This window comes from Natronotalea proteinilytica, from assembly GCF_055379935.1.
Genome location: NZ_AP043947.1, coordinates 203,031 through 219,313, shown reverse-complemented (window position 1 = coordinate 219,313; position 16,283 = coordinate 203,031). Strand labels below are relative to the sequence as shown.

At 54.4% G+C, this 16,283-nt stretch carries 14 protein-coding genes; 3 read left to right on the top strand and 11 right to left on the bottom strand.

The genetic code is table 11. The features are described 5' to 3' along the window. Window positions 1–56: 56 nt before the first annotated feature. The 5 genes from ACZ5AL_RS01175 to ACZ5AL_RS01155 form a co-directional block, all read right to left on the bottom strand. On the bottom strand, window positions 57–2,411 hold the full coding sequence (locus ACZ5AL_RS01175; protein WP_464511620.1) for a hypothetical protein: 2,355 nt from the start codon (window positions 2,409–2,411) through the stop codon (window positions 57–59). Window positions 2,412–2,474: 63 nt separating this feature from the next. Further along, on the bottom strand, window positions 2,475–3,062 hold the full coding sequence (locus ACZ5AL_RS01170; protein WP_464511618.1) for a hypothetical protein: 588 nt from the start codon (window positions 3,060–3,062) through the stop codon (window positions 2,475–2,477). 610 nt (window positions 3,063–3,672) lie between these two features. Next, on the bottom strand, window positions 3,673–4,323 hold the full coding sequence (gene udk, locus ACZ5AL_RS01165; RefSeq protein WP_464511617.1) for a uridine kinase: 651 nt from the start codon (window positions 4,321–4,323) through the stop codon (window positions 3,673–3,675). 62 nt (window positions 4,324–4,385) lie between these two features. Then, on the bottom strand, window positions 4,386–5,207 hold the full coding sequence (gene yaaA / locus ACZ5AL_RS01160; RefSeq protein ID WP_464511616.1) for a peroxide stress protein YaaA: 822 nt from the start codon (window positions 5,205–5,207) through the stop codon (window positions 4,386–4,388). A gap of 99 nt (window positions 5,208–5,306) precedes the next feature. Further along, window positions 5,307–5,630 (bottom strand): YtxH domain-containing protein, encoded by a 324-nt coding sequence (locus ACZ5AL_RS01155; protein WP_464511615.1) that lies wholly within the window; start codon window positions 5,628–5,630, stop codon window positions 5,307–5,309. Between the two features lie 600 nt (window positions 5,631–6,230). Here ACZ5AL_RS01155 and ACZ5AL_RS01150 point away from each other — a divergent pair. From ACZ5AL_RS01150 to ACZ5AL_RS01140, 3 genes are all read left to right on the top strand, one after another. Beyond that, window positions 6,231–7,031 carry an alpha/beta fold hydrolase gene (locus ACZ5AL_RS01150; RefSeq protein ID WP_464511613.1) on the top strand — a complete coding sequence of 267 codons (801 nt, stop codon included), beginning with the start codon at window positions 6,231–6,233 and terminating at the stop codon, window positions 7,029–7,031. A 457-nt stretch (window positions 7,032–7,488) separates the two neighbouring features. Further along, window positions 7,489–7,983 carry a peptidylprolyl isomerase gene (locus ACZ5AL_RS01145; protein ID WP_464511612.1) on the top strand — a complete coding sequence of 165 codons (495 nt, stop codon included), beginning with the start codon at window positions 7,489–7,491 and terminating at the stop codon, window positions 7,981–7,983. A gap of 3 nt (window positions 7,984–7,986) precedes the next feature. After that, window positions 7,987–8,268 (top strand): hypothetical protein, encoded by a 282-nt coding sequence (locus ACZ5AL_RS01140; RefSeq protein WP_464511611.1) that lies wholly within the window; start codon window positions 7,987–7,989, stop codon window positions 8,266–8,268. Between the two features lie 439 nt (window positions 8,269–8,707). Here the strand turns inward: ACZ5AL_RS01140 and ftsZ are convergent, their stop codons facing one another. The 6 genes from ftsZ to ACZ5AL_RS01110 form a co-directional block, all read right to left on the bottom strand. Further along, on the bottom strand, window positions 8,708–10,072 hold the full coding sequence (gene ftsZ, locus ACZ5AL_RS01135) for a cell division protein FtsZ (RefSeq protein ID WP_464511609.1): 1,365 nt from the start codon (window positions 10,070–10,072) through the stop codon (window positions 8,708–8,710). Window positions 10,073–10,402: 330 nt separating this feature from the next. Beyond that, the gene (ftsA, locus tag ACZ5AL_RS01130; RefSeq protein ID WP_464511608.1) at window positions 10,403–11,662 is read right to left on the bottom strand and encodes a cell division protein FtsA; all 1,260 of its coding nucleotides are present in this window, start codon (window positions 11,660–11,662) and stop codon (window positions 10,403–10,405) included. Window positions 11,663–11,719: 57 nt separating this feature from the next. Further along, entirely contained in the window at window positions 11,720–12,511 is a 792-nt protein-coding gene (locus ACZ5AL_RS01125; protein ID WP_464511607.1) for a cell division protein FtsQ/DivIB, read from the bottom strand. Next, entirely contained in the window at window positions 12,508–13,947 is a 1,440-nt protein-coding gene (gene murC / locus ACZ5AL_RS01120) for a UDP-N-acetylmuramate--L-alanine ligase (protein ID WP_464511605.1), read from the bottom strand. Before murC ends, ACZ5AL_RS01125 begins: the two co-directional genes overlap by 4 nt. After that, window positions 13,944–15,077, bottom strand: a complete 1,134-nt coding sequence (gene murG / locus ACZ5AL_RS01115; protein ID WP_464511604.1) for an undecaprenyldiphospho-muramoylpentapeptide beta-N-acetylglucosaminyltransferase — start codon at window positions 15,075–15,077, stop codon at window positions 13,944–13,946. Before murG ends, murC begins: the two co-directional genes overlap by 4 nt. Beyond that, a complete protein-coding gene (locus tag ACZ5AL_RS01110; RefSeq protein ID WP_464511603.1) occupies window positions 15,074–16,270 on the bottom strand; it encodes an FtsW/RodA/SpoVE family cell cycle protein in 1,197 nt (398 codons plus the stop codon). The genes murG and ACZ5AL_RS01110 overlap by 4 nt, the downstream gene beginning before the upstream one ends. Window positions 16,271–16,283: the final 13 nt, after the last annotated feature.

Here is a 16,283-nt window from a genome sequence, read left to right as displayed (position 1 = left end):
TCGGACAGGGCGCTTTTAGGTGCATGTTTATGAGATCCTCAGACTGATGCGGAGCTCTATAACGGCAGCCGGTATCCAATGAAGAAACGGCTGACATCAAACACGTTCAGTGTGCTGTACTCAGCAAAGAGCGCCCCTTGCCCCAGCGGATACTCGGCTCCAACCATGACATTGCTCACCACACCCAGGCGTAGCGCACGGGCGCTGGCCAACCCAAACCCGAGACCTGCATAGGGCTCCAGGTCCAGTCCAGTGGATTCGCGCGCAAAGCTTTCTCCAAACGAATACACGGCATTCGCTGTTATGCCCACCGACCGCGTGCTGGCGCTCGTCCCAAACACGACTTCGGGAACGAATCGAAAGCTCGAATTGACGGAGCGCCGATAGTCAGCCCGGAATCCTACCTGATACTGCGTAGGTCCAACACCAGCCCGGAAGCCAGTTATAGGCATTACGTTGGTAAGCGGGCGCCCAAAGAACGAGCTGTAAAATGGGCGTCCAGGTATCCGCGTATCTATATCGCGTTCGCGCTCGGTGTCGCGCACGCGCTCACGTGGGGCTTCATCGCGGACGCGGCGCAGTTCGCGGCGCAACTCGTCGATTTCTGCACGCAACTCGGCAACGCGTCGATCATCAGCGCGCGTACGATCATCAGCGCGCGTACGATCAGGGTCACGGTCGCGAAGATCACGAAGCGCACGTTCTACCGTTCGCTCGATATCTTCATCGGTGAGGCGGCGGTCTTCCGTTTCTTCGACACGTGCGCCGAGAGCCTCTTGGATGGCGGACCGGAGTTCATCGGCGGTTACCGAATCGGTAAGGGGGCGCTCGCGCGGACGTTCTTCGTCAGGGCGCAGGCGGCGCACGTCTGGGTCGCCCTCACCAAAGCGAATGTACACCGATCCCACTTCAGGCACGGGCACCGTCATTGTTTCTCCTGATATGTTAGAGCGAAACCGCTCCTCGGTGCGGGGGGGGCGGAGCGTGTCGCCACGCATGACGGCTCGCTCTTGGGCTTCCAGCTGTGCGATGCGTTCCTCGATAGAGGGCTGCTGTTGGGCTTGTTCGAGGGAGTCGAGGCGGGCTTGCAAGCGTTCTTGCTCGGTACGGGCCTCATCGGCTCGGGTTGGTTGAGGCGCCGTACGCCGGTCGCGTCCGCCAATCCCAAAGGAAATTCCAATAGAGTACGCCAGGCTGCCATAGATCTCCGTATCAGCGGCTCCGGTGGGGTTTTGCGATTCCATAAAGATCGATCGGGCCGACCCCGTCAGAGCAAAGGTTTCGCCAAGAGGAATGTCAACGCCCAGTCCGGTTGAAGCAAAAAACCGATCGGCGGGCGTGAACGAATCTTCGGGCAATTCAGCGCTGTGTCCAGACAACACGTCGTAGTAGCCCCCTCCAATAATGAGATACGGTGAGATCGGAGACGGCGCTTCAGCTGATTGGGGGAGCAGACGGGCTCGCACCTCGCCGCCGTAAATCTGCGTGCGTTCGAAGCTGCCCGTAACATCGTCGAAGAGATCCGTACCTGCAGATCCACGTGCGTAAAAGCCGTGCAGACTCAACGTGGACCCTAGTTCTACCCCTGCATTCACCCCACGCATGTTTTGGTCTTTGGGCATGCCAAGGGCATTATTCCATTCCATCCGTGCGAGAAACGGATCTACCGAGAGCCGTACTCCGCGCAGGCCGTCTCCAAACTGCTGTCGAAACGACTGGTCGATGCGTGTTTCCTCGTCGAGGGGGCGGCCACCCAGAAACAGCGTGACACTGGCCCGCAGCGAGGGGTTGAGTACGCGCTCTTCTCCGGTCAAGAACTCCTCAGGGAGTTCTCTGCTCAGGAAAGCGGTGGCGGCGTTGTTGCGATAGCCAAGCACCTCTCCGCCCAGCGATACGCGGTAACGGCCGGCAAACGCATACGTGATGCCCGCTTCGGCGCTAGAATAGATCGTACGGGAAAGATCGGCCCCATCCGGATCCACCTGAAAAACGCCGGTGCCAAAGCTTAAGAAGGGAATGACGCCATCGGTGCGCAAGTTGGTGCGCACGCGCGCCCCGTACCGGAGCACCTCTACGTCTCGGTTTATGAGCCCAGCAAGCGGGTCAAACTGGTTGAAGTCGGTTTGAAAGTTTGGGCCATACAAAGCCTCTCCGCTTAGTTCAAGATAACGGCCCAGGTTGATGCCGGCTTCGCCTCCAAAGAGCACATCGGACTGGAGTCCGGAGGCGTTTTCGCCTTGGAACCACTCTACGGTGGGCGAGAGCGTATATCCGATGTTACGCTCGGTGGTTTGAGCGGTAGCGGGTGCTATACTGGTTGCGAACCATGCCAATGCCACAACTATCGCCGGTAGAGTTTGGCGAGATAGCAGTGAAGCAGAGCCAAGGCGTTGTATCAGTAAACAAATCATAAAGGGAGGGGTGGGTCGAGAGACGGATCGAGGCATCGAAAATACGGAATGAAGTGAAATGCATTATTCGTCGTACCAGAGGGCAGCGGGGGTATCCGCAATACGATTCAGGCGCAGTTCAAGCGTGCCATTCACCGGCTGCGTGAGTCCGTCGTACCGATCGGGCGAATAGCTGCGCAAGTCAACATTTTCTCGACGTTGGCTGGCACTAAGCCGGATTCGGCCATCAATAATATCAAAGCGGACGACCTCGGGCAGCAGCAATTGCTCGCGGTCTTCGGCATTGGCTTGGCTAAAATCGATGGTCACTTGGTTGTTACGCCGCGTGGTAAACTGCCCATCGATGACAGAACTGCCGGGGCTGCCTTCCATCCGATAGACCAAGTTGACCCGTGCGTTGCCTCCAAAAAACTCAAGGCGTGGAGAACGCTCCGATGTGACCAATGTATCGTTGAGCACATCAAAGTTGTCAACGCCTTGAACGGTAAACTCAAATCGATCAAATACATAGGTGCCTTCTAAATCCGAAGGCGCAGGACCGGTGTCATCGCTTCCACATCCTACGAGGACAAGCCCACAGACAAGAAAAGCCAGTAGCGGTGCAATGCGCAGCGGCGTAAAAAAGCGAGATGCATCAATGAACATATTCAAGTAGGGGACTAAATTTCTAAAAAGGACGAGGTCAACAATATATTCCCTAGCTAGGGTTTCCCGTGCATGATAAGTGCACAGATAGCCCGGCTACATGAAAGTAGGATGCGTAACTGGAGCGCAAAAAACACGATCCGCTACTTTTCTGAAAGAATATAGTACTTCATAGTATAAGAAAGATGCGTCTTTGGAGTGCTACAACGGTGTTATTTTGCACGAATCCGTACATGGATTAGGCGTATAGAGAAGCCACTAAGGGCGTGTCACACCTGAATGGTATGGTCCGAATTTGTCATCGCAAGGAGCCTGCGACCGACGCGGGGCTGTGGGCCGAGCAACTACGTCTAGCAGGTGCAGAGTCGAAACACGAGCGTAGCGAGATCCCGAATCACGTCTGAGACAGGCGAACGCAGTGAATAAATCCTCCACGAAATGGGCAGATCTGTTCGTTCGCCCGTAGCTGCTGAACGTCGAGGAGATACAACTGGACAGGGGCCTCGCCTACCTCGGAGGAGATCTTTCGACTCTGCTTCGCTCCGCTCAAGATGACAACGTTTGAAAGAGGTACGTTGCAACCCAACCATTGACCTGCGACAGAGCACTAGACGATTTACGTGGCTTGCGAAAACGGAGAAGACTGCGCCTTACGCAGCAGGTCGCGAATCCGAGCAAGGACCATGTGAATAGCCACGTGGTTTTTGCCACCGCGTGGGATAATGACATCGGCTTTGCGCTTCGAGGGCTCAACGAACTCCAGATGCATGGGGCGCACTGTGCGTTCGTATTGCGAGAGCACCTCTTCAATGGTGCGCCCTCGCTCCTCCAGGTCGCGCCGAATGCGACGCATGAGTCGCACATCGTCGGCGGTGTCGACGTAAATTTTGATATCCATTTGGGACTCAAGCACGGGCTCGGCCAGCACTAAAATGCCCTCTACGATGATAACAGGGCGCGGCTGAACCGTACGGGTGGTGTTGAGACGACGATGTTCGGTAAAATCGTATTCGGGCTTTTCGATTGCAACGCCATCTAGCAACGCATCTAGATGCTCTCGCATGAGGGGCGTTTCGAGGGCATCGGGATGGTCGAAGTTAAATGTCCGACGTTCTTCGGGGGGCAAGTGTCCGAGGTCCCGATAGTATGCATCATGGTCGAGAATGGCTATACGCCCCGATCCAATAGCGCTTACAATGCGCTTAAGTACGGTTGTTTTGCCTGACCCTGACCCTCCGGCAATACCAATACAAACAGGGCGCTGCATAGTACGGTTAAGGCACCATTGTTAAGATAAAAAACGCGGCGACCACAGTTCATGCACTGTGGTCAGCTCCGCCGCATGTACACGTGCCATGTACGAGTGGCTTCGTCGTGCTTCGTAGACCGTTTTGCTAGCGAAAACCCATCGGGGTGATCTTCCCACTCTTCCAGATCTTCGATCTCTTCGGCGGTTTCGCGCACCACATAGTTGACAAACTGGCCCCGCTGAATGTCGAGTTCTTCGGGAGGTACCGGCTCATATCCGCTTCCGGTGTTTTCTTCAAAATGCACGACGACACGGGCCTCATAATCGTGCGAATCGTTCCATGCACCTCGGTGAGCATCGGGGAGGAGATCCCACACGAAGCGTCCCTCTAGGTAATCGTTCAGTACGGGGCTGATGGTATCCCGCCAGTAGTCGGTGAGCAGACCGATGTCGGGGATCTCATTTGTGATTTTGAGCTGATAGTTTGGTATCAGGTCATCGGGTCGAAGCAATCCAAAGAGCCCCGAAATGATAATTCCGTTTTCAAGCAGACGGCGCTGGGCTCCAGTGGGCAGGTTCGCAAAGTCCATGGCAGCATACATAATGCCTGGACTATACCGATCGAGCGCTGACATGAGTGGGGCGTCGTAAATCTCGTTGTTTACGCGTAGCGCTTCATCCAGGGCGGGCCCCTCAAGCCCAAAGAGCGCGCTCAATTCGTCGGTATCATGCGTATCGAGCACATTGTGCAACGTGTCGATAAGCGCGCGACGCTCGGGGTTGAGCGCATCGAAGTAGTTGAAGGTTCCTGATGTTCGGTAGTCGAACATGTCAGGTGCAAACGGATTGCCCCCCGGCTGCTTTTGGTCGGAGGGGGCCATCAAAACGGTGAGGTTGGGCATGTAGGACTGCAGTGCCGAATGAAAGAGGGTGGGCGTGTGCGGTGCCTCGGTGCCGAGGCGCCTGCCAGCAACTTAGAAGCAGGAGGAATGAACAGCGCTTCACGAGGAAGCTTGATCTTCTTGCTGCTTTTTAAGCTCGTCAAGCAGAGAGTCTATATCGTCGCGTATGTGATTGGCCCGAGCCTGTGCATCAGCAACAAGGGCATCACGGGTGCGACGCGCATCACTACTGCCCCCCGAGGGCGCAGTCCACTCGCGCACATACGAACCAGTTTGAGACGCTATATTTTCGATTTGATACGCCAACCGGCGACGGGCATTCGGGCCACGCTGTGGCGCGAAGAGCATGCCCAGGCCAAAACCAATGGCCCCACCGATAAGGGCGCTCCAAATTCCGATTCGGGTTGTGTTGTTATCAGGCATGGCATCCTCGGGCTACAGTGCAGGATGAACTCAAGCAAAATGAAGGGCTGGGTCAAGATCGACCAGCTACGCTGTGCAAAACGTATAGGCGTAGGATACACAACGCGTCAGTGCAATCGCAATATCGCATTACGATCTAACTGGATATTTCCACTATGTATGGTACCGACCTCACATGTTTCTTGCAACCGTGATGTGCTCAAAGCTCATGAGCACTTGGTTGAGAATAGAGCAACTCTGAGGTCTTCCCCGTTATTTCTGTGTTTATAGATAAGCAATAGCCATTCCGGGAACGATTTAGTATGGTTGAAGTGACTATATCGTCGTATGCGTTTTGCTGCTCACACAGGGCGTATCTGCACAGGCAAAATGCTATGCTTGGCCCTGCAACGGCTGTGCATAATGGAGCGTTACAGATGCTCCTGCTGCTCTCGTGGATTGTAACGCATCAGGCAACCTGTAAGACAGCCCTGCATATAGATAAACGATACGGACCGGACTGCTTCCTGCTGGCTTATCCGGTAAACACCCTCCACCTTTTCCCCTTCATCTGGAATAGAAGGGGCTTTTTTCTTACCTACTGATGTGCTGATCGCCTCCATGCACGATACCCCTTTTGCTGTCCACGAATCTGCCGACTTCACGTACCTTGATGAAGGGCCTCGAAATGGCTCGCATCCCCCCATTGTACTCTTACATGGCATGCTCGGCGACTTGAGCAACTGGACAGATACGATAGAAGCGCTTTCCGATGCTGGGTATCGCGTCATCACACCTGTTCTTCCGGTTTACGAACTGCCTATTCGTCAAACGAGCGTACCAGGGCTCTCTGACTACCTGCATGACTTTACGCAACACATTGACGTATCTACCTCGATTCTGGTTGGCAACTCATTAGGCGGTCACATTGCTCTGCTTCACGCGCTCGATCATCCCGAACGCGTAGCAGCCATGGTCCTTTCAGGGTCCTCTGGTATTTACGAAGCTCACCTGGGCACCTCAACCATGCGACGCCATGATCGGGAGTTCATTCGTGAGCGTACCGAGCTTACGTTCTACGACCCGGTACACGCAACCGAAGAACTTGTAGACGAGATGATGGACCTCGTGAATGATCGCCCACGAGCGCTACGGCTAATCAAAATAGCACGTTCGGCAGACAAGGAGATTGTTACCGATCAGCTTGATACCCTCACCATGCCTGCGCTCCTTGTGTGGGGTAATGACGATGTCATCACTCCTCCCGATGTCGGCGAAGAATTTCGCGACCGTCTCCCGAACGCCGAGCTTCACTTCATTGACAAGTGCGGCCATGCTCCCATGATTGAACATCCCCAGGAGTTCAACGAAATCATGCTTGGCTGGCTGCAGCGATTGCCACAGACGATGGCCTCAACGTAGGGTATTGTATACAGATTGAGATGTCGCTGTAGCGTGCAGCGTACGGTATGCTCCTTGTCCATGAGGGCTGTCCCCCCCCTGTTGTCATTCCTCTCGCCTGGCACAAGCCTTGTTGATATAACAAAACGAAGTGGGAGACTTCTCTCACTTCATTCCCCCGCGGGCCAATAACCGCGGAGGCCTCCGTGTTGCCAGGCAAGCATGTATGGGTGAGCATGCTTGCCTGGTTTTTTGCGTTCCCCTGTCATCGTAGCTATAGTTGCCACTGCTATGTCACCCGTCAACGGTTGAAGGTGGCTTCCCCTTTTCAAACGCTGTCATCTTGAAGAGAGGCACGGCTGCACCTCCAGAATAACAGGGAGCAAAACCTTGCCGAAACACGAATGGTGGAAAATGGGTGCTATACCGTACCTGTAATTTGTTTACACGTTTCATACAACCTCCTCACCGTACACCTATGGCTGACCATCGGCAGTGGGATACTCCGCCGGACATGACGATCGATACGGATGCAACCTATCGGGCAACCATTGAAACAGCAAAAGGGGAAATCACCCTTACTTTGCATCCTGAACATGCGCCGCGCACCGTCAATAATTTCGTGTTTTTGGCCCGTGAAGGCTTTTATGACGGCACTTCATTTCACCGGGTTATTGACGGATTTATGATCCAAGGAGGCGACCCCGAAGGCACAGGCCGTGGCGGACCTGGCTATCAATTTGACGATGAAGTAGACAACAATCCGTTGTCTCACGAACTGGGGGTTATCTCGATGGCGAATGCAGGCCCTGACACCAATGGAAGTCAGTTCTTTATCACCCGTTCGCCCCAACATCACCTCGATGGCAAGCACACTGTGTTTGGCATTGTAGAAGGCGGCCAAGACACTGTTGACGCAATTCACCAAGGTGATGTTATTAAAAACATTACCATTGAGAAAATGGATAGCTAGCTCATGGATTTGTCTCGCTACTTCAGCCCAGGCGTTGCCTTTGCTGTCCTAATTGCTGTATCTGCTCTCCTAATTCTGATGGTGCTGTTTAACGAAGACACCATGCTTGGGCTAGCCGCCGTAATGGTATTCATTGGATCGGCTTTTGTGTATGGCGCTATGGAACTGGCAGATCGGACGACGTCAAACCGAGCACTCATCACCGCACTACGTGTCCGGGCCATCGGACTTGTGCTCATCGGGTTGGGGACTCTTTTCGGCGTTCTAATGTATTTGGTGTTCTAGATAGGTGTTCTAGATATACACCGCGTGCCCAAACCGATATCAACAAACCGATATCAAACAGAAAGCGCCACGCGTTTCTCCTGATGGAGGGCAGCGTGGCGCTTTCTTGTTGACACAGCGGACGTAGAAACCAAACGGCCTCTCGTTGATCCGCGCAAAAACCACGAAAAGGACGGTGCTCAAGTCGTCCAGCATTGCTTAGCAATGCCGTGGTGGGGCTCTGGAGGGCCCTCTTAAGGTGGGGAGAAAAATGAAACAATGTGGGTGCTATTGTGCTCTACCGCACCAAAGAAAGGCGTGCCCAACGATGCCAAGCAAAGTCATCGTCTATCTCTTGACATCCCTGTACTAAAGTTCGGCCTTCTGGGCACCCCGAGACAACTGAATATCGGAAAGACAACTATATCACGCTCTCATACAATTGCGAATTCAGCACGGCTCAGTCCATCATCTTGCGAAGAAACGCTGGAGTATCCGAGTCATCTTTCCGGGCTCGATTGTCACGATCCTTACGATCGTTTAAATCATCTGCTCCTAGCCGGCGAATCCGTGGCTCTTGCGAACGGTCGCCCGACGTTTCTCCCGACGATCGATTTTGTTGATCGTTGCCCCTTTGGTTCTTTTCGGAGGAAGTATCGTTGTTTGATCGAGCCTGGCGTCGCTCATATGCAGGCGTATCTAGCGTACGCAGGCTTTGCTCCCCTTTGTAGTCGTACGGACCTTGTCCGTCTATTGGAACAGTACGTCGTACGCCTCCGCGACGCTGTTGTGACTCTTCGGGAGCCGAACGGTTTTGCTCTTCTTCAACAGATTCCCCTTTGTCAAACCCTGTAGCTATAACCGTTACACGGAAATCTTCCTGATGCTCTTCATCAACGACTGTACCCAGAATAACTTCAACGTCATCACCGGCTTCGTCCTTGATGATGTTCGTAGCCGTTGTGGTTTCTTGGATTGTCAGCGAACGCCCTGACGTAATGTTGACCAGCACATTCGTTGCCCCTGCGATATTAAGTCCGTCTAACAATGGACTGCTGATGGCCTGTATGGCAGCTTTTTCGGCTCGATCGCTGCCGCTGGCCGTAGCCGAGCCCATTAGCGCAGTGCCACCATCTTCCATGGTGGTCTTCACATCAGCAAAGTCAAGGTTCACAATACCATGAACCGTAATAAGGTCACTAATGCCACGCGTGGCATTGTAGAGCACCTCATCCGCTTTAGCAAAGGCCTCAATCAGGCTCGTGTCATCGTCTGCAATATCAAGCAGCCGTTCGTTGGGGATAACAATAAGCGTATCCACGTTTTCGCGGAGTAGCTCAATGCCTTCCTCAGCGGTCTTCATGCGTCGTTTTCCTTCGCACGAAAATGGCTTCGTAACAATGGCAACGGTGAGGATGTCCATGCTTTGGGCGATAGAGGCAATAACAGGAGCTCCTCCGGTGCCTGTACCGCCGCCCATTCCAGCTGTAATGAAGACCATATCATAGCCTTCAAGCGCTTGCTCGATTTCGTGGTTATTCTCTTCCACAGCCTCGGCTCCCACGCTAGGACGCGCTCCAGCTCCAAGCCCTTTGGTGAGCGTGCGCCCTGCTTGTATTTTCTGTGGGGCTTTGTTTTCGGCAAGTGCCTGCGCATCGGTATTTACAGCGACAAACTCGACGCCCCCGCGAATTCCTGTGCGCACCATGTTGTTGATGGCATTTCCTCCTCCGCCGCCAACCCCGACGACACAGATCTGAGCCTCCTCGTTCGCGGCATCGTCAAAAGAGAAGCGCGAGCTGATGCTTTTTTCACTGTCTTCCATAATCCCTCCAGATTAGATACAAATACAGAGCCAAGTGCACATCGCGAAATGAGCAGTTTCGCGCAAAAGCAATGCACTGTTACCTTAATGTATGTGTGCAGTCGATGTGGTGTTCGGTCTTTTTGGCGTACACTGTCGGTCGTTTTAACCCACAATGGGTGGTACTGTAGCGCTACTTCTCAACTACACGCTTTAACATAGGATACAAAATGCAAATAAGAAAGGGGCTTTGCATATTTCTTCAAGATATATGCACGACTCACCAGCCTCACAAAATGTGTTCCATCAAAGTACAAGGCGCACAGAAGCTCTTAATAGCCCCTGGTTGATTTAAAGTTCATCGAACCATGACTTCATGCGGTCGGCTAGACGTTCCATAAGCGTTTGGCCTTCTGTTTTTCCATTTTTGCGAGTGGCTATGTCTTCATTTAACGTCGTCCCTCCCATGATTTCAGGACGCATGCCATACAGTACCAGTCCGACGCCAGTAGCAAATTTAGGATCGCTCACCTCTTCAACAAGTCCGCCTCCAAGTCCCATGGGACGCCCGATGCGCGCTTCCATGCCGAGTACCTCGGCAGCCAACTCGGCGGTCCCCGGAATCAGTGATCCGCCTCCAGTAAGCACACATCCCACTCCAAGGTGGCGTCCATACCCGCTACGCTTTATTTCTATTGCTGCAATTTCCAGAATTTCCTCCATACGTGGCTGAATGACCTGCGCGAGCGTGTCGCGGCCAATCGTTTTTTCGGGCCGCCCCCCAATACCTGGAATTTCGATTTGTTCGCTCGGATCTGCAAAGTCAACTAGCGCCGTGCCAAACTGCCGCTTCAACTGCTCTGCCTGCTGACGCATCACGCTCACACCTTTGCGAATGTCATCTGTTACCTTCGTTCCGGCCACTGCAATGACTTCCGTGTGGCGAATCGTATGGTCTTCGAACACCGCAATATCGGTCGTACCGCCGCCGATATCAATGAGAGCCACACCGACCTCTTTTTCATCATCGTGTAGCACCGCAAACGACGACGCCAGCGGTTCTAACACAATGTCGGCCACCTCGAATCCTGCTTTGTCTATGCATCGGTAAATATTTTTGGCGGCGGATACAAGTCCAGTGATAATATGCACATGGCCTTCTAATCGTACCCCGCTCATTCCTACCGGGTCGGCAACGCCGTCTTGGCCATCCACAATAAACTCTTGTGGGATGACGTGCAGGATCTCACGGTCGCTCGGCATAGCCACCTGCATAGTATCTTCGAGCAAGCGCTGCACATCTTGCTCGGTAATTTCGCCATGGCGGATGGTGACCACCCCACGACTTCGAAAGCTCTGGACATGATCTCCTGCAATGCCAACGATAACGCTGTGCACTTCGACACCGGCAGCACGCTCGGCCTCTGCAATGGCTTGTCCAACAGCCTCCACCGTTCGGTCAATGTTTACAACGACCCCGCGATTGAGTCCATCGGAAGGGGCCATGCCCATACCAAGAATGTTAACCCGCCCTAGGTCGTCTTCGGCGGCCACAACGGCGCACACCTTGGTCGTTCCAATGTCTACCCCTACTACGATATGTCCATCCATGATGAAGTATGATCGGTCGTTAAGAGATACGTGTGTACGTTTGGATGCCTGGTTGGGTTAGGGCTGTGTAACTATCTGCTCCCGAAACCGCAGATCAATGGTGCCGATAGAGTCCGTCGTCGATTCCAGTACGTGATCGTAAAACATTTCGAGGTGGCGCAGTTTTTTCGAATACTCGTTTTCTCCAAACCGCACCGCAACAGAATCTCCTGAAGGATGCGTTACATACAGGTGGATGGTATGGTTGGGATCCACATGTACTTCAGAAATTTTGTCGGCTGTCATTTCCGATTGGGCAAGGGCCTGAAGCATGGCCTGTAGATCATCGTTCGCAACGGCATCAACCTCTTGGTACGTAAGTGTTTCGTCATGCACGCTTGGCGCATCGAAGGTTGTATCGGCGCGGGGGGGCATGGCGTAGCCGTATGCATCCAGATAGAAATCAAGCTGGCCTGCATCGTCTACAACGCGTCCCACCGGGGTGCGCTCTTCTATATGCAACGCAAGACGGTTTCGAAATCGTTGGGCACGTACCGTGGCTGTTTTAATCCAAGGGTGGTGCTCAATCTGATGTGTTACCGTCTCCGTATCTATTGATCGCAACGGTTGTTCGGGGTCAACATGCACACGCGCAACCACCGAATCGGGAGCCAGTACCTGTGTGCCTGTAACGATGGGTGTGTGGGCCGTTCCCGTGTACCAACGAACACCTAATAATACAATGACGAGAACGAGCCCTGCTCCTACAAGGCGTCGACTACGAACCGACAACCACAAGGCGGTCGGTTGTTCGTTATCATTCGATTCAGGTGCGCCGGATGCCCCTGATGCATACGTAGACCGCTTCATGAGGCAGTAGGTTCTACGTCAGAGGATACGGCATAGTGGGTTTTCAGTTGATCTACGAAGGCTCGGCTGGCCCGCCAGATGTCACCGGCCCCCAGCATCATAACAACATCCTCGGGCTGGGTTATTTCAACAAGCCGCTCTGGTAGGTCGTCGAGAGCAGGCACCCACTGCACAGTCCGATGTCCAAACTCGGCAGCCCGATCGGCCAGTGTGGCGCCGCTCACGCCATCTATTGGCGTTTCGCGGGCCCCATAGACATCAGTTACAACCAGCACATCAGCATTAAAAAATGAGCGCGCAAAATCGTCGAGCATGTCGCGCGTTCGTGAGTACAGATGGGGCTGAAAAACGGCTACGAGACGACGCTCGGGGAAGCCCTGACTGGCCGCGTCGAGTGTGCCGCGCAGTGCTGTGGGGTGATGCGCATAGTCATCAATCACGGTAATACCGTTCACCGTGTCAATTTCTTGAAAGCGGCGCTGCACCCCCGAGAATCGCCCTAATCCTTCTTGGATATGCTCGAACGGAATATCCAGTTCGTATCCAACGGCAATAGCGGCAAGCGCATTGCGGACGTTATACAGCCCGGGCACTGGTAGTGTAACACGCCCCAACTTCTTCGTACCGTGCAGTACGGTGAAATGCGTACTGAGCCCATCGGGCACGATATCTTCCGCGCGAATGGTGGCCTGTCGCGTAGTACCGTAGGTAATAACACGCCGCTCAATGCGTCCTACGATCGACTGTACATCGGGGTCGTCGAGGCAAATGATAGCCGCTCCAAAGAAGGGCACGCTATTGGCATACTGCACGAACGCGTCTTTGATGTCGTCGAGATCGTCGTAAATGTCGAGATGATCCTCGTCGATGCTGGTAATGACGGCAAGCGACGGTGTAAGGCGTAGGAACGTGCGGTCGTATTCGTCAGCCTCAATGACGATGATGTCGCCCTCACCAGCCACCGCGTTAGAGCCGAAGACAGCCACCTTACCGCCTACAATTATGGTGGGGTCGAAGGCCCCTTCGGTGGTAACGAGCCCAACCATAGACGTGGTGGTCGTTTTCCCATGCGTACCTGCAATGCCAACCCCAAACTTCATCCGCATCAGTTCGCCAAGCATTTCTGCTCGGGGAATCAGTGAGATACGGCGTTCTTCGGCAGCTTTTGTTTCAGGATTCTCGGTTGGATCGATGGCGGAGGAGTAGACCACCACGTCAGCATCGCCCACATGGTCGGCGTCGTGTCCAATCGCAATGGTGGCCCCAATGTCTTCGAGATGGTGCGTTACATCGCTCTCTTTCAGATCAGAGCCGGTAACGCGATAGCCACGGCTGATAAGCACTTCGGCAATGGAACTCATTCCAATGCCTCCGATGCCCACCATGTGAACATGGCGAATGCGTCCGAGGGCCGGTTGTCGTCGGAGAGTGGTCATGAGGGGGGGGATGCAGCGGTGGATACAGAAACAGATGCGTGATGCAGCACATCGCGGGCAATGGTGGTGGCAGCGTGGGGCAAGGCATGGGCCCGCGCTGCATCGGCCATCTGGTGGCGTGTAGAAGGCGTACTCAACAGCGTGCCTAACAGTTCAGGCAAGCGCGCTGGCACGTCGGCCTCGGGAAGCACCCGTGCAGCTCCGGCGTCGGCCAGGCTGTTCGCATTTTTCGTCTGATGATCTGCCACAACGTTTGGAGAGGGGACAAGCACCGACGGGGTGCCAGTTGCCAGCAACTCGCTACAGGTAAGAGCCCCGGCACGGCAGAGCGCCAGATCGGCCACCGCATACGCATGGTCCATCCGGTCGATATATTCCATGAGGCGTAAGCGGGGATGACCATCGACGGCAATTGCCACATCGTCGTAGTAGCGGCGCCCCGTTTGCCACCACACGTGCAGGTGTGGGTGTGCCTTCAGCAGCGCATGACAATGGGCCTGCAACGCCTTGTTCAATGCTGCACTGCCCAGTGACCCACCGGTGATGAGAAGTACAGTAGCGTGCGAGGGAATGTCGTACATAGACCGAATGGTACCGCGATTGCCCTTGAGAAGCGACTCGCGAACCGGATTGCCACTTTGATGGGTGCGCGTTTCGGGCATCCGGGCAGCCGCTTCAGGAAAAGCGACATGAATGGAGGCGGCCAGCGGACTGAGCAACCGGTTGGTGACGCCCACATACGCATTTTGCTCTTGGATAACCAGCGGTACGCCGCGCAGCCACGCAGCAAGACCAACAGGACCCGCCACATATCCGCCTGTACCGACTACGACATCCGGGTCGAGTGCCCCAATAAGACGCCAGCTTTGCACCAGCCCTTTTACCAATTTGAGAGGAAACATCAGGTTGTCTAATGTCCAGGCGCGCTGAAACCCGCTTACCGTAATGGGGTGCAGCGCATATCCCGCATCCGGAACGGCCCGCGCCTCCAACCGATCACGCGTGCCAGCAAACACAACAACCGTTTCAGGATGCAGCGTACGCAACGCATCGGCAATGGCAATAGCTGGATAGACATGGCCGCCCGTTCCGCCGCCAGCCATTAGAATACGAGGAGGACGAGTGCTCATGACGACTTCTGGGTTTGACGTGAGATATTGAGCAGAATGCCCACCATGATGCCATTCGCCAGCATTGAGGTTCCCCCATACGACACAAACGGCATGGGCAACCCCGTTACCGGAAGCAGCCCGCACGATACACCGGCATGAATGAAGCCGTAGAGCACGATGAGCGTGGTGAGCCCAACAGCAAGAAACGAGCCGAGTGGGTCGGGGGCGTCGCGCGCGATGCGCATGAAGCCTCGAAAGAGCAGCACACAAAACCCGATGAGCAGCAGCAATGCTCCTATGAGCCCATACTCTTCGGCGACGATCGCAAAAATGAAGTCATTGTAGGGCGTCGGCAAAAAGTCCCGCTGAATGCTTTTTCCAGGACCGACGCCCGTGAACCCACCCATTGCGAAGGCAATGCGGGCCTGATCGGCCTGATACCCTTCACCTTGCCGGTCGAGCACGTACTCGGCATCGGTCGCCGCAAAGATGTTCGTTCCCACAAACGACTCCACGCGTGCGGCGCGGTGCGGCTCGGCCATAATAAGTCCTAATGCCAGCGCAACCCCCAGCATGCCAAGTCCGCCAATTTGAAGCGTACTTACGCGGGCTACGAAGCACATAACGAGCACAGCCATAATCATGACCGACGACGTGGAAAGGTCGTCAAGCCCAACCAGAAGCACGGTGATGCCCACCCAAAACAGAATCGGCAAAAACGATCGACTAAAGCTTTTGATGTACTCCTGCTTTTGGGTGAGCATTACGCCCACGTACAGGACAAGCGACATGCGAGCAAGGTCGGACGGTTGAAACCCGAAGCCGCGAAACGTGAGCCAACGGCTTGGGCCCTCGGTGACCATGCCTGTTCCCTTTACGACGACCAGTAAAATGAGCGATCCAACAAGTGCTATTTTGCTATATCGGGCCAGCACCCGGTAGTCCACACAGCTTACAATAAACATAGCGGCCAGGGCCAGCCCAACACGTGTTACGTGGCGCACCAGAAAAAGCTCGGTGTTGCCGCCCGACCGGGCTTCAGCAAAAAACGTGATGGAACTGTACACAGACACCACGCCCACCCCGGCCAGCACAAGCACAATCCACGTTACATACTTATCGGCTGGAGGAAGCGCGTAAAACCGGTCTTTTATAAAGCGAAGCAGTCTCTTCACGGCAGGCGTGGGTAAAGCAGGTGGATAAGAAAGCACAAGCGAAATGCGG